This window comes from Actinobaculum sp. 352 (assembly GCF_003957265.1).
Lineage (GTDB): Bacteria > Actinomycetota > Actinomycetes > Actinomycetales > Actinomycetaceae > Asp313.
Genome location: NZ_RQSN01000006.1, coordinates 17,212 through 37,340, shown reverse-complemented (window position 1 = coordinate 37,340; position 20,129 = coordinate 17,212). Strand labels below are relative to the sequence as shown.

Annotated in this window: 14 protein-coding genes; all 14 read right to left on the bottom strand. The window is 60.8% G+C overall.

Features of this window, described 5'->3' with window-relative positions; translation table 11 throughout:
• Positions 1 to 586: 586 nt before the first annotated feature.
• The 14 genes from EKN07_RS07415 to EKN07_RS07350 all read right to left on the bottom strand — a co-directional run bounded on the left by EKN07_RS07415 (position 587) and on the right by EKN07_RS07350 (position 20,098).
• On the bottom strand, positions 587 to 1,630 hold the full coding sequence (locus EKN07_RS07415) for an NAD(P)-binding domain-containing protein (RefSeq protein WP_126146062.1): 1,044 nt from the start codon (positions 1,628 to 1,630) through the stop codon (positions 587 to 589).
• 422 nt (positions 1,631 to 2,052) lie between these two features.
• Positions 2,053 to 3,612 (bottom strand): FGGY family carbohydrate kinase, encoded by a 1,560-nt coding sequence (locus EKN07_RS07410; RefSeq protein ID WP_126146061.1) that lies wholly within the window; start codon positions 3,610 to 3,612, stop codon positions 2,053 to 2,055.
• A 622-nt stretch (positions 3,613 to 4,234) separates the two neighbouring features.
• Entirely contained in the window at positions 4,235 to 5,794 is a 1,560-nt protein-coding gene (locus tag EKN07_RS07405) for an FGGY-family carbohydrate kinase (RefSeq protein ID WP_126146060.1), read from the bottom strand.
• A 120-nt stretch (positions 5,795 to 5,914) separates the two neighbouring features.
• Positions 5,915 to 6,070 carry a hypothetical protein gene (locus tag EKN07_RS12865; protein ID WP_206435696.1) on the bottom strand — a complete coding sequence of 52 codons (156 nt, stop codon included), beginning with the start codon at positions 6,068 to 6,070 and terminating at the stop codon, positions 5,915 to 5,917.
• A gap of 520 nt (positions 6,071 to 6,590) precedes the next feature.
• Complete coding sequence (locus EKN07_RS07400; protein WP_126146059.1) at positions 6,591 to 7,223, bottom strand: ATP-binding cassette domain-containing protein; 633 nt, start codon at positions 7,221 to 7,223, stop codon at positions 6,591 to 6,593.
• 28 nt (positions 7,224 to 7,251) lie between these two features.
• On the bottom strand, positions 7,252 to 7,623 hold the full coding sequence (locus EKN07_RS07395; protein ID WP_108716192.1) for a hypothetical protein: 372 nt from the start codon (positions 7,621 to 7,623) through the stop codon (positions 7,252 to 7,254).
• Positions 7,624 to 7,632: 9 nt separating this feature from the next.
• Complete coding sequence (locus EKN07_RS07390; RefSeq protein ID WP_126146058.1) at positions 7,633 to 9,621, bottom strand: hypothetical protein; 1,989 nt, start codon at positions 9,619 to 9,621, stop codon at positions 7,633 to 7,635.
• Between the two features lie 657 nt (positions 9,622 to 10,278).
• Entirely contained in the window at positions 10,279 to 11,490 is a 1,212-nt protein-coding gene (locus tag EKN07_RS07380) for a HipA domain-containing protein (RefSeq protein WP_108716195.1), read from the bottom strand.
• Positions 11,490 to 13,118: a DUF262 domain-containing protein gene (locus EKN07_RS07375; protein ID WP_126146056.1), complete on the bottom strand. Its 1,629-nt coding sequence runs from the start codon at positions 13,116 to 13,118 to the stop codon at positions 11,490 to 11,492. Before EKN07_RS07375 ends, EKN07_RS07380 begins: the two co-directional genes overlap by 1 nt.
• A 491-nt stretch (positions 13,119 to 13,609) precedes the next feature.
• Positions 13,610 to 14,671 carry a 2-dehydropantoate 2-reductase N-terminal domain-containing protein gene (locus EKN07_RS07370; RefSeq protein ID WP_108716196.1) on the bottom strand — a complete coding sequence of 354 codons (1,062 nt, stop codon included), beginning with the start codon at positions 14,669 to 14,671 and terminating at the stop codon, positions 13,610 to 13,612.
• Positions 14,672 to 14,698: 27 nt separating this feature from the next.
• Positions 14,699 to 15,400: an L-ribulose-5-phosphate 4-epimerase gene (locus tag EKN07_RS07365; RefSeq protein WP_108716197.1), complete on the bottom strand. Its 702-nt coding sequence runs from the start codon at positions 15,398 to 15,400 to the stop codon at positions 14,699 to 14,701.
• Positions 15,397 to 17,070, bottom strand: a complete 1,674-nt coding sequence (locus EKN07_RS07360; protein WP_108716198.1) for a ribulokinase — start codon at positions 17,068 to 17,070, stop codon at positions 15,397 to 15,399. Before EKN07_RS07360 ends, EKN07_RS07365 begins: the two co-directional genes overlap by 4 nt.
• 26 nt (positions 17,071 to 17,096) lie before the next feature.
• Positions 17,097 to 18,464 (bottom strand): sn-glycerol-1-phosphate dehydrogenase, encoded by a 1,368-nt coding sequence (locus EKN07_RS07355; protein WP_108716199.1) that lies wholly within the window; start codon positions 18,462 to 18,464, stop codon positions 17,097 to 17,099.
• Between the two features lie 83 nt (positions 18,465 to 18,547).
• Complete coding sequence (locus EKN07_RS07350) at positions 18,548 to 20,098, bottom strand: FGGY family carbohydrate kinase (RefSeq protein WP_108716730.1); 1,551 nt, start codon at positions 20,096 to 20,098, stop codon at positions 18,548 to 18,550.
• Between the last annotated feature and the right edge of the window lie 31 nt (positions 20,099 to 20,129).

Below are 20,129 nucleotides of genomic sequence, written 5' to 3'. Positions count from 1 at the left end.
TGTGCCGAGGCATTGAGAGCTTAGGGTGAGCGCGCCAAAAGCGCAACGATGCCACATAGGTCCTCCAGGTCTTTCTGAAGAGTCAAGCGATTTCCAATTAGCTTGAGGTTAGGACGTCCGCACCGCCATATCAAGGGAAAACGCCGAAGCTGGTTTGTTTGCTTGGTTGCGCCCCTGCGGCCCTAGGTACGGAACGCTCGGGCGACGAAGCAGGACGGGTGTTCGTAGCGGACAACAACCTGCGACCTTGGTACGGAACACTAGGATGACTATGTCACCTTCGCTACTGGTGCATCCACGTTACTGATACCAGACCGCTACTGACCATCCGACCTCTACCGACCGCCCTTCCCACGACCGACAACCAAACCACTACCGACAACCAAACCACTACCGACCGCCCCTCCCACGACCAACAACCAGAGCACCGCTCACAACCAACTCTCTCCGCAACACCCCCTTGCCAGACGAGCAGAGACAAATTCTCCGGGTTTTCCGCAAAACTCCGCGAATAACCCGGAGAACTGCCAAAAACCCGGAGAATTAGGAGCAGTACGCAAGGGCTGCGATTGAGCGAACCTCGCCTCTACGGCTGCGTCGGCAACACCGCCTCGATCAGCAGGTCCAGGTAGTCCGGCGCCTCCTCGTGCACAATCTTCTGCGCGGCGTACAGCAACGGCATCTGCTCGCGAATCTGCGGCGCCGACTGCTCCACCAAGGACACCGCCAGCGGCAGCGCGGGCACGCCTTCCACCGTCTGTTCCAGTTCTTCCATGGTGCGCAGCGCGGCCTTCGCTCCCTCGCCACGTCCGATGCGCATGCCGTAGACCTTGTTCCGCCCGGACAAACCGGTAACCTCCAGATCCCCCACACCGGGAAGCCCATATGGCGTGGCGGGATCGGCGCCCAGCGCACCGGCGAGCAGCGACATCTCGCGCACCGCCTGCGTGAAGGTCGCCGCCTTCAAATTGTGGTGCGGGTGGCCGGTCTTCTCCTCCAAACCATCCGCGATCCCGAGCATGATGGCGTAGACGTTCTTCATGGGAGCACAGACCTCCACGCCGACTTCGTCACCGGACGGCTCAATCCGGTACCGGTCAGAGCGGGCGAGGCGAGCATATTCGGTGGCCACGCCCAGATCGCGACTACCGAAAATCGTGGCAGTCGGCTCGGCGGCCGCACATTCGTTGGCCTTCACCGGCCCGGCAATCGCCACGATGGGCGGTAACTCGTGCCCGGCTGCCGCGGCAATGGACCGGATGCCATCAGGTAGCAGCATGATCTTGCCATCGCGCGGCATAAAGCCCTTTGATGTCAGCCAGAGGGCCTTCGCCTTAGTGATCCCGTCCAGAGCCATTTCGGTGATCTTGGGGACGCCAACCGACGCGACGGCAATCACGACGACGTCGACGCCGTCGAGCGCCTCCTCCAGTTCGGCGCAGCGGAAGGCATTCACCTTCTCCGAGATCACCACATTGATGCGCGGATGCGGGGTACCTGCTTCGATGGCGTCAATAAGATGGTCGTCCAGCCAGGTTCCCCATAGGTTCACCGTCCAGTCGGCCCGCGCCATGGCATTGGCCAGGGCCGATCCCATGGCGCCCGCACCGAGTATTGCAATAGAAGGCATGTTGTTCGTGTTCCTTTCCAATGAGTATGAGTCTCGTCCTTGAATCCCGGCTCTTCCACTGCCGATCCTGTGATTACCGCTCTTGGAATATCAACCCTTTCAGTGCTGACTTCTTGAATCCTGTGCTCATTGCTTCGACGACTTCCCTTCCCTGCGTCGGATCGTCAGGAGGCATTGCCCGAGCGGCTACACCACTCTGCGGTCTCACGAACGTTGCACCACATTGCCGTGCCACAAACGCTGCGTTACACAGCTGTGTCACAAACGCGGCGATGCATTGCCGTGTCACAAAACGCGGCACCACTCCGCCGTCGCACAAACACCCTGCGCCGCATCGCCGCACCAAGTGCACTACGCACTGAGAGTACCGGGAACGCCGGCAGCGCCGCACACCACCAGTATCGGCGCCGCCGACGTCGTCTTTATCCTTCGTCGGCCAATTCGGCATCCGGGTACCGCTCGGCAAAACGGTGCAGCAGCGAATTGGTTTCACGCAGGTCGTCGTACAGGCGGCCTTGAATCTCACCCAACTCGTTGTAAATCGCGTGCGCCTGCGGATCCGGCTCGGTCACGTCGGTGAAGGCCGCCATATGCTCGGCGGCGGTAGCCACTTCGGTATCTCCAAACACGCCGGTGGAGGACATTGCCACCACGGCGGCACCCAGCGCAGAGATCTCCTCTTCCTGGCAGGCGGTAATCGGCAGGCCGATCGCGTCGGTCATGATCTGCCGCCACAGCGGCGAGCGCAACCCGCCACCCATGGCGCGCACCTGCGTGAGCGGCACACCGGTGGCCTTGGCGAGCTCGCGCAGCGAACGCGCCATCTCCAAGCAGATGCCCTCCAATACCGAACGGTACATGGAACCGCGCCCGTGTGTTCCCCGCCAGCCGACGACGGCGCCACGCGCGAGCGGATCCCAGTACGGCGACTGCACCGCATTCCAGTACGGCAATGTGATGAGCCCGCCACTGCCCGGCACCCGTGCCGCAGCCACGGCTTCCAACTCCGGATCGGGTGCTCCGGCCAACTCGGGATCGCCCAATGCCCGGCGGTACCACGACGCCAGATAGGCACCCGATGACTGCAGAATCTCCAATACGTAGGTATGCGGCATTCCGCCAGCCAGTGTGCGGAAGACCTGCCCGCACTGATAGTCGGGAGTCGAGACTCCCGCATTAACCGCGGTGCCCATATTCAGGTATGCGGTATCCGGGCTGACGGCGGCCGCACCGATACCGGCAGCCTGACCGTCGCCCAGGCCCGCGATGACGGGAACATCCTGCGTGATCCCCCACTCGCGAAGAATCTCCTGCTTCACGTAGCCCAGCGTCTCACCAGGATTCTTCACATCCACCATCTGCTCGCGCCGCACACCGGCGATCTCCAGCAGAGAATCGTCGTAGTCGAGACGGGCGATATCGAATAGGCCCAGCGAGTCGGCGCAAGCCGCCGAATCGATCCACTCCCCGGTCAGGCAAAATGCCAGATATGCGGCGACGTCGGCGATCTTGTCCGCCGATGCCCACATTTCCGGCTCATGCTCTTTCACCCAGGCCATCTTGTAGATAGCCGGTGTCACATCGGCTGGCTTGCCGGACAGTTCATGGATCTCTGGTGTGCCGTAACGCAGAATCTGGTCAGCGGCCCGGATGTCCAGCCAGAGAATGCCATTGCGCAGCGGCGTGCCATCCGTGGTGAACGGCGCAAAGGACTCACGCTGATGCGTGATGCCGAGCGCGGCAATACGCTCCTTCTCCGCCACAGTCAGCTTAGCGACGGCCTCACCAATCGCCTCATTGGTGGAGGTCCACCATTGCCGCGGATCATGCTCACCAAAGCCTTGACTCGGTGAGAGGAAGGTGATGTCCCGCTTGCCGAGGGCAAGCACCTTTCCCTCGGTGTTGACCACGATGGCCTTGGTCGCCGTCGTCGACGAATCAATGGCGATCACAAGAGGATCGCTAGTGGATGCGGTTGTCATTTATTGTTCCTTTCGGTTGGACGCCGATGCCCCTGGAATCGCACCGGCGTATGCGCGCCGTCCGTAGTGGCGCCTTTGTACGTTGGCATCGGTGCCAACGCGTGTTCGTGTCATCTGCAGCAACGGCCACAGCGCATATCGGCATCTGCGTCGGCGCGTATTGGCGGCATCTTCCGTAGCAAGTCTGCACGTTCGCAGCTGTTTGGGGTCGAGTTGGTTTCGGTTCCCGTGCGGATTGTTCTCTGTTCCCACGCCAATTCCCGTGCCGATCAGTAGCGGTTCCGGTTGTCGTGTTACTCGGTGGCGGTTCCGGTTGTCGTGTTGCTCGGTGGCGGTTCCGGTTCCTGTGCCAATTCCCGTGTTGTCCGGTACCAGCTCCGGTTCCCATCGCGATCGGTAGCGCTTCCCGTGACGAGAGGCGCCGCGCGCCACCCATCTGCTCGCCTATCACGTCAGCGTCAACTCCCGTCTAGACAAGCATCTGTGCCGATTGCCATCCGTGCCAATACGTACCGCGCCCCCGCCGCTGCGGTTTGTGCGCGGACGGCAGCACAAACCGCAGCGGCAGATCATCCCCGCCTGCCGACCCGACGTCGTCGCCGAACCGGCAGGCGGACGACCGTCACTCATCCGCCAGTTCGGCGTCCGGGTAGCGGTTGGCGAAATCGTGCAGCCGCGCATTGGTCTCACGCAGACTCTCGTAGAGCCCCTCCTGAATGCCGGACAGCTCCTGGTAGATCTCATGCATCTGCATATCCGGCTCGGTCACATCGGTGAAACCGGCCATATGCTCAGCAGCCGTTGCCACCCGATTATCGCCGTACACGCCGGTAGACGCCATGGCGATCATCGCCGCGCCGAGCGCGGAAATCTCCTCCTCCCGGCACGCGGTAATCGGCAGGCCGATCGCGTCGGTCATGATCTGCCGCCACAGTGGCGAGCGCATGCCGCCGCCCATGCCACGCACCTCGCGCAGCGGCACACCCGTTGAGACCTCCAACTTGCGCAGCGAGCGCGCCATTTCGAGGCAGATTCCCTCAAGAATGGAGCGGTACATCGAGCCGCGTCCATGCGTTCCGCGCCAGCCGACGACGGCGCCGCGCGCCAGCGGATCCCAATGCGGCGACTGCACCGCACCCCAGTAGGGCATGGTAATGAGTCCTCCGCTGCCCGGCGCACGCGCCGCAGCGACCGCCTCCAGTTCCGGATCGGGCGCACCCTCCAATTCCGGCTTGCCAAAAGCGCGCCGGTACCAGGTGGAAAGGTAGGCGCCGGAGTTCTGCACCAACTCAAGTATGTAGGTGCCCGCCACCCCGGCCGCCTCGGTGCGGAAGAGCTTCTCATAGCGGTATTCGGTGGAGGGAACTCCGGCCACCACTGCGGTGCCCATGTTCAGGAAGGCAATATCGGGAGTAACGGCGGCGGCACCCACTCCCGCGGCCTGCCCGTCGCCACAACCGGCGATCACCGGAATCTCGCCAATACCCCATTCTTCGGCGATGCCGGGAAGCAGTGTTCCCAGTACCTCGCCGGCTTGCACGAGATCCGGCATTTGTGCCCGGGTGACGCCGGCGATCTCCAAGAGGCCGTCGTCGTAGTCGAGGGTTCTGATATTGGAAAGGCTCAGGGAGTCGACGCAGGCCGCCGAATCCGTCCACCTGCCGGTGAGGCAGAAGGTGAGATAGGCCGATACGGTGGTCACCTTATCCGCCTTGCGCAGTGAGTCCGGCTCATGCTCCTTCAGCCATGCCATCTTGTACAGGCCGGGCGTAACATCGGCCGGGCGTCCGGACAACGCGTGAATCTCCGGCGTGCCGTAGCGCTGCACTTGCTCCGTGGCGCGAATATCAAGCCAGAGGATTCCGTTGCGCAAGGGCGTGCCATCTGCGGTGAAGGGCGCGAAGGTCTCGCGTTGGTGTGTGATGCCGAGCGCGGCAACGCGCTCTTTTTCCGTCGGGTTGAGTTGGGAAAGCGCGGCCGCGATAGCGTCACGGGTGGATGTCCACCACTGCCGCGGGTCATGTTCACCGAAGCCCTGACTGGGCGAGAGCAAAGTGATGTCCTGTTTGCCGAGGGCGAGCACCTTGCCTTCGGTGTCGACCACAATCGCCTTTGTCGCCGTCGTCGACGAATCGATGGCGATAACGAGCGGGTTATCCACTGCCATAAAACCTACCTTCATCTTCGAAGTGTCTGCGTGTTACCTATCGCGTCGAGCGCTGCCACGAGTTGCCACGCCATGACCAGGTTGCCGCTCATGCGGCATCGCCATGGTCATCACGACTCACACGACGGTCGCCACCTACGTGGTGACCGAATCGCACACGGCGTATTCGACGCCATTACCACGCCGCCGCGCAACATCCGCTTCCTGCCGGGGGTTCATGATCGGACCGTGCCCGGCTCGGCACGGAGCCAACTGACCACTTCCCACATACGCGGGCCGCGAACTGCGCATTTGACGCGATAGTACGATTATCGCACGGGGTCATGGGCGCGAATCATGTTTCGCCGCGCGCATATTCCCATGCGATGTTGCCACATGCGGGAGGGCTCCCATGGCGCTTGGGCAATGCGTGGCGGAAATAACGGGGTATCACCACGTGCAGGAGGGGTCCATGCACGGGTTTCGTCGCGGCGGCGCGCACCTCGAACGCTGCCGCTCAGCCTCGCCGATGCACAACCAGGGCGGCGGCCCACACCAGGGGCACACGGCAGTGTCCGGGATAAGCGCCACGCCGCCAGTCCACACCCGGAGCACACCCCGCGCCGGGGAGCACACCCCGCGCCGAAGGGTCACCTTGATTCTCACTGTCCAAATCCCGTCCAAACGAAACGGCACCGAACGGCACACCAGCCAGAATCCGCACGATTCCGCCATTCCTAGAATGGTACCAATCCAGATTAGCGTCGTTTGGACGGGATTTTGACACACCCGCACCCGGAAAACAACCACTCATCCCGCCCACAGCGGCTGGCTACCCCAGCCGATAACGGATGTCGGCGTGGGCAGCTAGTTCCTCGTCGTGGGTGGCCAGCACGACGCAGGCCCCGTTAGCCGCAGAGTCGAGCAGTAACTCGGCGACCCTTTGCCGGTTGCCCTCGTCCAGTGATGCGGTGGGCTCATCTGCGAAGATATAGCTGGCTCCTTTGTAGATGGCTCGCGCAATGCCGACGCGCTGTTTCTCCCCGCCGGAAAGCACTGCCGCATGATCGTCAGCGCGGTCGGCCAGCCCAACGGTTGTTAGTACTTCCGTCAGGCGTTGATCCGGCCGCGGACGGCGGCGCAGTGGACGGGGTCGGGTGAAACGGATATTAAAGTCCACCGTTTCATCATCGATCAGGCCGTAATCCTGGTAGATGAACGCAGCCTTCTCCTGCCAAAAACGCCGACGCCGACGCGGCGACCACGCTGAGGCGTCCTCATCGTCGATACTGATCCGCCCCTTGGTGGGACGCAGCAGCAGCCCCAAGCAATTCAGCAGTGTCGTCTTACCCGACCCGGAGGCGCCGGTCAGAGCAGTTACGCTACCCGCTGGGCATTCCAAAGACAACGGTTCAAACACCCGCCGCCCTGCGATACTCATCGATAAGTCAGTTGTCCGGATCATATGCTTTGCTCCTTGTTCTCGCGCTCTCTCAACGTTTGTTCCTCGGCGTACCCTTCGCTTCTACTCGCCGTGTCATTCGCCCGCTACAGCAGGGCGGACTGTTGTCCGGTTCGAGTGGCACGGTGATGACGTTGTATTCGCCAGCCGCCGCGAGGCGGACCGGCCACCGGTTTTCGGCTGTCACCTGCATGAGGCATTCACCCGCTATCTCAGGACGGACCGCCGCTAGCCGAGCCATTTTCGTTCCGTTCAGGATCGCCTGCCCGGCGATGACGTCCTGCGTGACGGTGGTGGCCCGCGTAGCCATTCCGGCCTGCCTTGCGACGAAGGCCTCTACCCGCCGATCTTCGGCCTTCCCAGCCTCCACAGCCAGCCAGGCACTCCCCAGCGTCGGTCCCATCGTTCATTCTCAATCCTTCCGGCCAATTGCCCGCCTGAACTGTCCGCGGGCAGCAAGGGTGTAAGCCACAGCGGCTGCCAGTGTTGCTGCCAGCACGATCCCGCACACCAGCAGCACCATGCCAAATCCGCCGATATGCAGAACGGCGGCCGAGAACACCATGGCGGCAACCCCCGCCAGTGCCATGAAGATGGCCTCCCTTATCACCGGCCAGCGGGCAATACGCGGAATCGAGGTACCGGCACTATGCATCACGAAGATGCGCCGGCGGCTCGTTGCCGCCCACACCTGCGCCGCTTCAATCATGGCGATGAGGATAGCCGCAACGCCAAGCACTCCCGCGCACACACCGAAACGCGCCTGGTTGCGGTATTCACGTGCGGCAATGATCATGCGATCCGCAGCGTTATCGACAGAGGAGGTATACGGTTCCAGCGAATACTTGTGGATCAAGGCGCGAACCTCAGCGGCGTCGCGGAATACGGTTTGCCCGTTGACAATGGTCGACTCCAGCAGGCCGGGTTTGAAAGTTTCCATGGCGTCGTCGACGTAGACAACGAGTTTTCCTCGCAAGTCGGTGCTCTGGGCATCCGATAGGGTACCGCTGATAACAGGGACACCCTTCTCCCCGTGGTACTGGTACAGCCGAAGATCGCCCTCGTGCCCCTGCCGGGTAAAGCCTGTCAATGTGCCGTTACGCGGATCGAAATACTCGTCGCGTATTCCTGGCGGCAGAGCTTCGCGATCCACCGGTGTGAAATCAGTGTTGGTCACAGGTGATTCAACACCCACCAAGGTGAGGAAGTTCCCGTCGACGACGGCAATCCCGTCATAAGGTTCCAGCGCTCCTTCCGGTAGGTATGAGCTGTCCTGCAACACGGAGGTGGCAGCAAGATCGTTCGCCGCGGCGTCGTCGATAAACGAAGCCAGCTGTTGCTCGTACTCGTCTCGTCCGGACTCGGCATCGATCAAGGTGGTCATGGTGACCGTGACCGCATTGCGTGCGTTCGTCCATGCCGTGACGGTGCTCTGGGCCTCTTGCGCCCAAGTGACGTATTGGGCGGAATAGGGGATCACGACGACGGCGACTAGCACACCGGCGGCGCGAATCACCCATCCCATGTGGACAAAAGAGCTCAGCGGCGGAGTCCTCCTGGCGAGGGAGTCAGTATCGGGTCTCCCCAATAGCGCGATAGCGAGAATCACCACCGCTAACACCAGCGTCATCACGCCGAGTACACCGGCAGACCAAGCGGCGTAGAGCGGCAGGCGCGTGGTGCCGTAGCGCCATGCGACCACCGCCAGCGACGCCGACCAGGTCAGCCACAAGGGTACGAGTACTAAGCCGTAAATGCTGCGCAGATCTTGGCCGATAATGCGGTGCAATGGTACTCCGGCCAGGAGGCGAAGGGCTCCGCTTCGTGCCCGCGACACGTACCAGACGATGACGCATGCCAGTAGGGTGACAAGCACGCTCAGTGCCACCATGCCGATTCCGTTGTTGAGCGTGAAAGAGCCGATGAAGGAGCGGAGGTGTCGGCTTTCTTCCCATTGCAGGTCGATGCCGTTGCTCTCCGCCCAGGCGGCAACGGCTTCTTTTTCGGCTTCGCCGCCCGTCATCATGAAATAGCCGGAGAACGGGCGGTCGCCCAGCTCCGTCCACGGCACCACTTCTCCGCCTGTTGCCGGATCGAACCACGGAGCCTCGGCCGATACGTTGTCCGCGCCCAAGCCGAAGGCAATGAGATCCTGCGCGTTTTGTGTGGATTCTTCGTTGATGGCCCGTTGATAGATGGCAATGCCGTGCTGGTGGGCGAGGTCATTGAGCTCACCCACCAACACGTCTTTCGGTTTATCACTGCCGGTTATCGCCTGGCTGAAACTGCGGGAAGTCCCCAGCGGAAAGGCCGCATTGTCATACGTCACCAGCATGACGCTGAGCACGGCGGCAAACAGCGCCGTGAGCGTGGCTAGTAGGCGAAGTACGTTTTTCAACATGGGGCACAATCCTCCGGGGAACCATGTAGTCTGATCTATTTATTAGGATGGAGACCCTCACCCGCAATGATCAAAACGGTAATGGTAACGGTAAGTGGTCCACGGTGCGCCCTGCTTCGATGCACGCGACCACTTTCCTGCGGTTGTTGCTGCAGATCTCGCCTGAATCTTACCCTCTCGCGTAATTGACGAGCCATGGCATCTTGAGCCGTGGTAGTAGTCTGAGAATGCCACGCCAACACCTCGCTTACCATAAACCCATTCGCCACCGCTGGCGTACTGTCGCTCGGCTAGTGCGGCGCTGCCGGTTCCGAGCACTAATCCAACAGCAAGAACGACGGACTTAATCCGTTTTCCAACTTTTATCACACACTCCTTTGTCTTGAGTTCAGTCAACACCGGTGGTACGGGATTGTGTACCTAACAAACCAGCGTTGAGGCGATTCTACGCTGAGTATCCTCTTGCAACAACCATTGTGGCGAAATCTCTAGACAACTGCGCGAGAAACGCGAAGACTCGTCCGGCACCTGAATCTGCAAGGTTTTCCGGGACACACCGGAGGCGAGTATGTCACGTGTACGGTCGAATGCTGCGATACAGCAAGACCACGAGGCTAACCCGGCCGGAACCGGAACCTCTCGCAGCCTCGGCATCGCCTAATGCCTCAACCGATGCGCGGTTTGCTCCATACGCTCGGTAATCCAAGCGCGCACCGGGCTGGGAACCGCATCAATCTCTTCTCGCAGACCGAAGAACCTCTCCACCGTGTCATCGACGACGTCGAGCACATCCGCGGTGCCAACCGCGAGTTTCTTCTGCAACTCGGCGAAATGTTCCCGGGTGACATCCTCCAGTTGTCGTGCACCGAAGAAGGGCAGCCCCAGTTCGGGATTCTCAGCAGATGGCAAATAGACTCCCGTGCACACCAGATCATATGCGGGTGAAAGCCGCGCACGCCTACCATCCGGATAGATCAGGGACCAATTCTTCAAGTGCGCATCGTTGTTGCCAACGAGCAGGTTGAAAACGGTGCGGCGCACCACCTCCTGCAATGAGACGTGGTCCTGCCCGCGGTAGGCCAAGCCAGCGACAGTTTCCATATTGGACTGGTATTTTCCCGCGCCTGCGCCGTACCTCCCAAGCACTTGGGCGAAATCCTCTATGTGAATGCGTCCCGAAGCGGATCGGTCAAAACGACGAATGGAATACGCCTGATCCTCATCCGAAACCCAAGCACCCGGACCAAGATCATCAATGGCGTCTCGCGTCCGCAACATGGTTTGCGGCACGTCGATTCCCACCTTGCGGGCCAATCCCATAACGGTGTGCTCGTTTGCGGGCAGATTCGGATAGGAGACACTCGGTATCTTGACGATCCAATCACCATCTTCCCCATGCGCAGGCAATGTCATGCGGTCGCCCTCCTCCCGAAGTGAGAACTTCACCGCCATACCCGCCAGCGAGAAGCGCAATAGCCCTCTTGTCTGTGCTGGTTCTTCGTTCTCTACCACATCAGACATGTCGGCGGTGGCCGTCGCCTCCGGGTCCGAAACTACTGCGACGGCGCCGGGAAGATCGTCACCGATCCGTTCCAGCAGGTCAATCTCCTGGTGGACGTTAACCTTTTGATCCCGTGCGATGATTTCCCGCAACCGCCCCTCGGGTAGCAGATTCGAGAACCAGGCCGGTACTTGATCGGTAGCATGGGGTTGCCTGCGCGGATGATCCTCGAACCATCGTCCGAGCACCATGCGCTCGGGCCGCTCCCAATAGTCCCGATCGAACACCAATTTGGTGAACCGGTCCCGCCGCTGAATAGAAGCCACATGTTCGCCGTGCAGTAGCACTGCGTATACAGCCTCTTTCATTACTCAGCTCCGTCGTCGAAAACAAAGTCCGACAGCGGCGGGGTGTCATCCTGCCCCCACGCCGTTCGCACCCGCAAGAAGGTCTCCAGGTACTCTTTCAAGGCGTACTCCCTGCGGCGGGCGAATTCGGAGAATCGGTTGTTCTGCAAGAGGTCAATCATCTCGGCATCCAGCAGCAGCGATGCAAGGTCCTTGGAGCTATCCAATAAGCTCAGCGCGTCGCGCCGATCCATAACAGATATCATCTTCGTGGCGGCTACGGGCTCCTCAGCTTCCAGGGAGGCAGGTGGAACCAAATCAGCCAGCACAACACGCGGTGTCGTCTCTCCCTCCAGTTGTTCCGACAACTCCTCAATGGTGATGGGTTCGTTGGAACGAAGGTCTACCGGATGAAGGTTCCACAACGCCGCCATGATCATCTTGCTGTCCGAGCGAGTCGCGCGGAAAACAGTTAGATCCGGCAAGTGGAGGTCATCTTGTAGATCAGCAGCCGCCAGCAACCGCTGCACCGATTCGGATTCTTTCCCTTGCCTCACGCGCGCCGCCATATCGCGCAGGTCAGTCTGCGAACCGCTGATCCCCAGCACATCGGCACCCACACTCGTCCGCCAGACCCAGCGGGAGAGAAGTTCCAAGTTACGATCGGACGGCTCGGTGAAAAGCGCGAAGAACCGCGTGAGAACTAGCAGCTGGAAACGGAAAGGAAGAAAAACTACATGCGGAATGCCGCATTTCACCTGCAGGAAGCGCGCCGCTTCGACGAGTGCACCTTCAGTCGCCTCGTACGCCTGCGCCTCGCTTTCGCCGGGAAAGTCACTTACCCGCCGTCGACTATCTGAAAACTCGCCGTGAACATCTCGTGTGATATCGGCATGGCGCCGCACCAGAATCGCCTGCACCACGATTTTGTCATCCAGCACGCCAAAACGAGTCTGGGCATCGACACTAACGGCAATACCGGAGGTTGTAGCCCCTTCGTCCGGTCCTCCATGAATAGCATTGAAGATCTCGGCCGCATTCAGCCGCTTGCCACGGGAATTGATCCTGTCGAACACCTCACGCAAAGTCTTCTCGTCGGTATCCTCCATCACTGTCGCCGGGACAGTAACGCGGTTAAGCCTGCTCGTCACATCCTGGATATGCTCAGCGTAGTCAGCCGCAGCAGGATTGTCCGTCAACCATGCAAAGGCCCGCGAGAAGTCGAATAAATCCGGCAGCGGGATGGCCAACGGGTCCTCCAACCAGCGGCCATTCACCACTTCACGACGACGCAAGGAGTAGCCGAGGGCAAAACGTGGATCCTGCGCTCCCTCGGGGTCAACAGCATTCACCAAGCTAGTGACGCGCTGTTGGCCATCCACCACCCACAGTGCGTCGGGCCGTTCCTGCGCCCGCACGTGCAAGGAGCCGATGCGCAAGTTTTCAGCCGGTGCCTCGCGTTTCCACAACAACAGGCTACCGAAGGGATAGCCGCGCATAATCGAATCGAAAAGGCTCAGCACATCCTTCGCATCCCACCGGAAGGAGCGCTGAAACTGTGGAACTCGCAGGCGACCAGATTTCACTAGCGCACGCAATTGCGCAATCGTATAGGCTTCACTGGTCGATACTGCCTGGAAGTCATCCATGCCTCAATCATGCCATGTGCTGTAGACTCACCCGATAACTAACTCCGTGTCATCAGTGCTACAGCATTCCGCTCAGACTCCTTGCAGTACAAGCTCGCTGTCGTCACCTTCCTCGCCGCCACCTGTTTTCGCTGGCCACGCCGACAGCTTTCGTGTCCAAATCCCGTCCAAACGGGAATCGCAAGCTTCAGCCGCTCCACCAAAACCGCATGATTCCGCCATTCCTAGAATGGAATCAATCCAGTTATGCGCCCTTTGGACGGGATTTGGACACGTCCGTCCCGCCACGGGCACAATCCGCAGCACGACCCGAACGCTGGACCGGATTTTGACACACCCGCACCACCACAGGCATCCGCCCTACCAACCACCACAACACACACTGGCGGGGCCACCCGAAGGCAGCCCCGCCAGCAACAAACCTCACCTACAGCGGCACATCCCGCCCACTGCGGCGGATCCCGCTTACTCAGGCCACTTACTTCCGGCCATTACTCCAGGCCGCGGAAGAACTTGTCCCACGGCATCTCCAGCGGCGCATCTTCCGCCACCACCGAGTAGAGGAAGCGGCACAGCGGGTACTCGTCCTCGCCGATCACGCCTCGCTCGGTAAGCGGACCAAGCGCCTTACCAATCACCTTGATAGCCGCCACGCCTTCCAGGGTCACGCCCTTCATGAGGCGCTCCTGCACGTCGGAGAAAGGAATGCCCTCACCCACGAAGGCGCCGGCGCGCACATTGCGCCCGCCCATCGAGGTGACGAACATATCGCCCACCCCGCCTAGGCCGTCGCCGGTCTCCGGATTGCCACCCATCAGCTTGATGAAGGACCGCAGTTCCTTCTGCCCTTGCGCGAACACCGCGGCGCCATAGTTGTACATGACGTAACGGTCGTTCTCCTTACCGGCCTTGCGCAGCATACCCTGCGCAAAACCGGCCGCGAAGGCGTACACATTCTTCGTGGCGGCACCCGTCTCATGCCCAACGAAATCCGTGGATGTCCACACGTGGTAGTAATCGGTGCGGTAGAGGTCGGCCAGGTACTCCAGGTCCTCCTTATTCTCACCGCAGAACACCACGCAGGTGTCATGGTGAACGGCCAGCTCGCCCGCAATGGACGGGCCTACAATCGCATTCCAGGAAATCTGCTTGTCCAACTCAGGGTCGAGGTAGGAGCGCAGGATATGCGGAATGATATGCATCGTGCCGTCGTCGTCGGCCCGCATACCCTTGGTGACCACTAGAACCTTCTGGCCCGGATGCAGCAGCTTGGCCAACTGCTCCCCCGCCCACTCGACACCGAAGGAGTTGACGCCGCACATCACGATATCGGCGTCGGCCACCACTTCGGGGGCCTCCTCCAGCTGGTAGGCCCGAACCGTGTCGTTAACCTTCAGGCCAAGGTCTGGGTGAATACCCGTCTTCTGGATCGAATCGATGATCTCCCGGTCAAGGAAGGTACCGATGAGGCGAACGTCGTTTCCATTCTCCGATGCCGGGAATGATAGGGCTGTCGCCATAATTCCCGACCCCAGCACAGCAATTTTTGCCATCGTTTTCCTTTCACATAATTGTAGGTATCAGTGCTGGCCGTATACGTTCTGGTACCGGTCATACAGTGCATCAATATGTTCTTGCGCCACGGGCACCGGCTCGCCCAACTGCTGGGCGACGGCGACCGTACGCGCAACTTCTTCCACCATCACCGCAGCCTTGACCGCCGCCTCGGCATTCTTCCCGATGGTGAACGGGCCATGATTAGCCATGAGCACGGCGGGCGAGCGCGAAGAACGCAAGGTCTCCACGATCCCTCGTCCAATCGAGTCATCGCCGATAATGGCGAATGGTCCCACCGGAATCTCGCCGCCAAACTCATCCGCCATCATAGTCAACACGCATGGGATGGGCCGATGCAGCGATGCGAAAGCTGTCGCATAGGTGGAATGGGTGTGGACCACACCGCCTACATCCGGCATATGCCGGTACACGTAGGCGTGGGCAGCCGTATCCGACGACGGCGTCAGCGACTCCGGAGTTCCGTCGTCGATCTTTTCGCCATCCAATGTGCACACCACCATCACGTCCGCGCTGAGCTGGTCGTAGCGCACCCCGGAGGGTTTGATGACGAACAGATCAGCACCGACCACACGTTCGGACACATTGCCTGCGGTCCACACCACCAGTCCGTTCTCGGGTAGCTCGGCATGCAGCCAAGCTACCCGCTCCCGGGCCTCCTGGACTTCCTCCTGAACAGCAGGAGAAAGGTCAGTCAGCTTGATCATGCCAGGCCCCCACGGACCCGGTCACGGATGTTCTTCAGCCTGTGCATCGGAGAGACTCCGTTGTAACGCCCGAAGAAGTCATGCAGCTCCTTGTAGATCTCGTACAGGCCGTCGTACTGCTCGGAGTTCTCCGGGGTCGGCACGTAGGCATTCTTCCGCACCGACGCCATTGCATCGGCAGCCGCGAACACATCCGGATACACGCCCGCAGCCACCGCTGCGAACACCGCCGATCCCAGGGCACCCGTCTGGTCAGACTCCGATACTGTGATGGGGCGCCGGGTAATATCGGCCAGGAGTTGCATGTAGAACTGATTCTTTAGAAGACCACCGGCGGCAACGATCTCGTCCACTTTCACGCCATGCTCTTCGAAGTTGTCGATGATAACGCGGCAGCCGAAAGCCGTGGCCTCCAGCAGCGCCCGGTAGGTATCCTCCGGCCGGGTGACCAGTGTCTGGCCAATCACCATGCCAGAGAGGCGCGCATCCGCGAGGATGGAACGGTTGCCGTTCTGCCAATCCAGTGCAACAAGCCCATGCTCACCCACCTTCTGCTTCTTCGCCTTCTCCACCAGCAAGTCATGGATCGAGATACCGCGATTCTTCGCCTCATCGAAGTATTCGCCGGGCACCTGGGTATCAATGAACCAGGCGAAGATATCGCCCACGGCTGTCTGGCCGCCCTCGAATCCCCAGTAGCCGTCCACGGCGCCGCCGTCGACAATGCCGAACACGCCCGGACAATCCCGCAGTTCCTCGCCATTGACCACATAGCAGGATGAGGTGCCGAGAATGGCGGTTAGCTGTCCGGGGCGCACAGCGTTTGCACCGGCGACGACGACGTGCGCGTCAATGTTGCCGGAAGCCACCGCAGTGCCTTCCTTCAACCCCATGAGCTCTGCCATCTCAGCGGTCAATCCACCAACCTTGCCACCGAGCGGCAGGATAGGCGCCGACATCTTCTCATCAAAGACGTTTCCGAAGCCCGGCTTGACGGCCTCCAGGTACTCATGCGAGGGGTACTGGCCATCCTGATACATGCGCTTGTATCCGGAGTCGCCGGCCGCTTGGGTCAAGGTGCCGGTCATCTTCCAGGTCAGCCAGTCCAGAAGGTTGCAGATAACGTCGGCTTCCTCGTACACCTCGGGGGCCATCTCGAAGACTTCTAGCACCTTGGGCAGAAGCAGCTCTGAAGAAAGAACGCCGCCATAGCGTGCCAGCCACGGCTCACGGCGTGCCTTTGCAACCTGAACTAGGCGATCCGCCTGGTCCTGAGCACCATGATGCTTCCACAACTTCACCCAGGCGTGAATATTGTTCTCGAAGCCCGGCTTCTGGCACAGAGGCGTGCCGTCCTCATCGGTGAAGAACACCGTGGCCGAGGTGGCATCGACGCCGATACCCACAATATCCGCCGGGTCAACACCGGCATCCTTAACCGCACCGGGCACCGCTTCCGCCAGCACCTTCATATAGTCGGCCGGGTCCTGCAGGGCGAACTCTGGGGGCAGTTCGCGCCCGTCACCCGCAGTTAGCGTGCGGTCCATAACCGCGTGTGGGTATTCCGTGACGGCTGTGCCCAGCTGGGTTCCGTCGGCGGCGTCGACGACGATAGCGCGACCGGACAGCGTTCCGAAGTCGATGCCGATCAGGTACTTCTTGTCACTCATTGACATATCTCCTTATGATTTCGTTGTCAGGCCTCGGGGTGCCGATGTTGACCCCAGAAGCCCTCGGGTGAGAACAGATACTCGACCGCCTCGTCGAACATGCCGAGATCCGTCAGGATGTCCAGCACCGTGTACCGATCCCGGATCATCCGCGCCTTGAGATGGGTCTCGCGGAAGCGATCCCAATCAATATCGATCAGCTCCGGATGGTAGGGAGCGCCGACAGTCTTCAGCCGGTCCATCACCTCCTGTGGTGTCATGATCTGTTCCTGGCAGCGCTCACGCAGCGAGGGCCAGACCTCCTTGAGTAACTCAATCCGTTTACGTAGCGCGTCGCCTTCTATACGCTTAGTCAGCGAGTGCTTCACCGCCTCATCCTGCATCTGCGGCTTGAGTGTGGAGCGAACCTCCGCTTCCACTTGTTCTGGAGTGCGCACACTTGCCAGCGCGCGCTCCACGTCGAAGTCTTCCACCGATTTCGAAAGGAAGAACTCCCACAGCGCGCAGGATGCGATCGTGCCGATACCGACCTTGAAACCGTGCGACAGCGGTGGCTCCCAGTCCAAGCCGTGTCCTTCCATCTCCCAGGTGTGGGAGAACTGGTGGCCTGCACCCGAGGCCGGCCGGGAGGATTGCAGCGATTGCATGGCCAGACCGGACATAATCGATCCCTCAGCCAAACCTTCGATGGCTTCCGGATCACCGACCCCGATGGCCGCAGGATCGGCAAGCGACTCGCGCAAAGGCCCTTGCACCAGATTCCAGGTGTACTCGTCGATGGCTTCCACGCCCAACGCGTCCGCCAGAATCCAGTCGGCACCAGCGGGAACCTTCTCAATGAGATCCCCATAGCCTGTGGCGGTCAGACGCTTGGGTGCGTCAACCATCACGGCGATATCAGCAACAAGTCCAGCGGGCGCCGGGCAGGAACGCGTGATTTTGAAACCATCCTTGGCGATGGAGGCTCCGAAGGAGGCGTATCCGTCCACGGAAGCCGCAGTACACACGTTCATGTAGGGGCGCTTCAACTCGCCAGAAGCGAGTTTGGCGATGTCGTTCAACGTGCCGGAACCGATGGAACACACGACGGTGTTCTCCAACGGAGCCATATGCTCGCGCAGCTTGATCACGTTGTCATACCCGGCATACAGGGTGGGCGTACCGGGGAAAATGTATGGATCCTCAGCGAATTCCACGCCGGACGCACGCAGTGACGCGACAACAGGCTCACCCGCTGCGGCAAAGGTGTTGTCATCGGCAACGACGAGGACACGTGCACCGGGGAATAGCTCGGTGAACATGGGGCCGGTTTCACCCAGCACATCGTCACCAAAGGCAATCGCCTTTGTCTCGGTAGCAGTACTGAGAGCCTGAGTTATGAGTTCGCTTGACATTAATGTATTCCTTCTTTCTTCTCTTCTGCTTCCGGCGTTGAGTGGGGCGGCGAGTTAATGTCCTCGCCGCCCCGGGCGTCGTCCTATTGGGCGGCGTCGCGTTCAGAATCCACGTGATCCACCGTGCGGTGGATGAGGTCCTGCATCAGCGGGTACTGCTCGCAGTACTGGTCAGCGTAGAACGCGTAGCGGTCGTGCTTCTCCATATCGGGCTCTATGTGCTCGCGCTCGTGGACCATCGCATCCGCCGCATCCTGTACCGAGGGGTACAAACCGGCGCCGGCTGCCGCCAGGATGCAGGAACCAAGCGTAACTGCGTCGCCGACTTCCGGCAGCGTGATTGGAACTCCCGTGACATCCGCGTGCATTTGTGCCCAGGCGCGCGACTTCATCGCCCCGCCGCAGCCGACGAATTCCTCGACGGCGAAGCCCGCGTTGCGCAGCATACGCAGATTCGCCTCCACGCCGTAGCACACGGCCTCTTGGATCGCCCGATACATGTGCTCGCGACTGTGTGCCAGAGAAAGCCCCGACATCACACCGCGCGCCTTGGAATCCGAATAGGGGGTGCGGTTGCCCTGGAAGTACTCGTTGATGATCAGACCGTCGCAGCCGATCGGAATGTCCGCAGAGCGACTGTTCATAATGTCGTAGGCATTCAAGCCCGTCTGCTCGGCTGCCAGGGTGATATCCGGGCAGAAATTGTTCTTGAACCAGGCCAGAACCGATCCCGAGGAAACCAGCGAAATCTCCACCGTGTACTGGCCAGGGACGACTCCGTCGGTATACCCACCGAAGAAACCGGGGCCGGAAACCGGATCGGGTGACTGACCCGACATAACGTGCGAAGATCCCGTCACCAGCGACATCTTGCCCGGCCGCAGCACGTTCAGGCCGATCTGACCATGCCACGCATCACCGCCGCCCTGGGCAACGGGCGTGCCTGGGATGAGCCCGAGCGCCTCGGCCGCGGTCTTTGAGAGGCCTCCCACCGGCACCCCGAGATCGTTGACAACTGAGGGGAGCTTGTCGAACACGTCGCCGGCCCCTGCCTCTTCGTACAGGTCAACCGGCCAGCCGCCGTTGTCACGGTCGTAGTAGGCGCGATGGGCAGCGGTATTGATGTTCTGTGTCCACTCCCCGGTGAGTCGGAAGGTCAACCAATCCGGCGCATCGACCAGGCGATAGGCCTTATTGTAGGTCTCCGGCTCATTCTCCTTCAGCCATGCGGCCTTGAAGGGATACCATTCGGCGGTAGGCGGAAGCGTACCCCCACCGGTGTAGCGGCGAGCGGGCGAACTGGTATTCACCACACGGGCCGCCTGCTCGGTAGCGCGCACATCCATCCACATGATGGCTGGCCGCAGCGCCTCCCCTGCCTCATCGAGTGCGACGACTGTCATCGTCGTGGCATCATACGAAATTCCGGCAATCTCATGTGGTTGCAGACCGGAGCGCTGCATCACCTGATGTGTGGATGCGATAAGTGCATTCCACCAGTCCACCGGGGACTGCTCCGCCCAACCGGGTGCCGGATGCGTGGTCTGATAGCCCGTTGCGGCGAAGGCGACCGGGGAACCGAGAAGGTCAAAGATGCCGACTCGGCACGACTCTGTTCCAAAGTCGATGCCCATAACGTAGGGACCGCCGGTCAGAGAATTAGGG

Excerpts from the sequence above, each read along its gene's own strand:
- EKN07_RS07370 (WP_108716196.1), bottom strand. The coding sequence starts at position 14,671 with ATGGCAAAAATTGCTGTGCTGGGGTCGGGAATTATGGCGACAGCCCTA.
- EKN07_RS07390 (WP_126146058.1), bottom strand. The coding sequence starts at position 9,621 with ATGTTGAAAAACGTACTTCGCCTACTAGCCACGCTCACGGCGCTGTTT.
- EKN07_RS07380 (WP_108716195.1), bottom strand. The coding sequence starts at position 11,490 with ATGAAAGAGGCTGTATACGCAGTGCTACTGCACGGCGAACATGTGGCT.
- EKN07_RS07405 (WP_126146060.1), bottom strand. The coding sequence starts at position 5,794 with ATGAAGGTAGGTTTTATGGCAGTGGATAACCCGCTCGTTATCGCCATC.
- EKN07_RS07400 (WP_126146059.1), bottom strand. The coding sequence starts at position 7,223 with ATGATCCGGACAACTGACTTATCGATGAGTATCGCAGGGCGGCGGGTG.
- EKN07_RS07350 (WP_108716730.1), bottom strand. The coding sequence starts at position 20,098 with ATGGGCATCGACTTTGGAACAGAGTCGTGCCGAGTCGGCATCTTTGAC.
- EKN07_RS07415 (WP_126146062.1), bottom strand. The coding sequence starts at position 1,630 with ATGCCTTCTATTGCAATACTCGGTGCGGGCGCCATGGGATCGGCCCTG.
- EKN07_RS07355 (WP_108716199.1), bottom strand. The coding sequence starts at position 18,464 with ATGTCAAGCGAACTCATAACTCAGGCTCTCAGTACTGCTACCGAGACA.
- EKN07_RS07395 (WP_108716192.1), bottom strand. The coding sequence starts at position 7,623 with ATGGGACCGACGCTGGGGAGTGCCTGGCTGGCTGTGGAGGCTGGGAAG.
- EKN07_RS07375 (WP_126146056.1), bottom strand. The coding sequence starts at position 13,118 with ATGGATGACTTCCAGGCAGTATCGACCAGTGAAGCCTATACGATTGCG.
- EKN07_RS12865 (WP_206435696.1), bottom strand. The coding sequence starts at position 6,070 with ATGCGCAGTTCGCGGCCCGCGTATGTGGGAAGTGGTCAGTTGGCTCCG.
- EKN07_RS07360 (WP_108716198.1), bottom strand. The coding sequence starts at position 17,070 with ATGAGTGACAAGAAGTACCTGATCGGCATCGACTTCGGAACGCTGTCC.
- EKN07_RS07410 (WP_126146061.1), bottom strand. The coding sequence starts at position 3,612 with ATGACAACCGCATCCACTAGCGATCCTCTTGTGATCGCCATTGATTCG.
- EKN07_RS07365 (WP_108716197.1), bottom strand. The coding sequence starts at position 15,400 with ATGATCAAGCTGACTGACCTTTCTCCTGCTGTTCAGGAGGAAGTCCAG.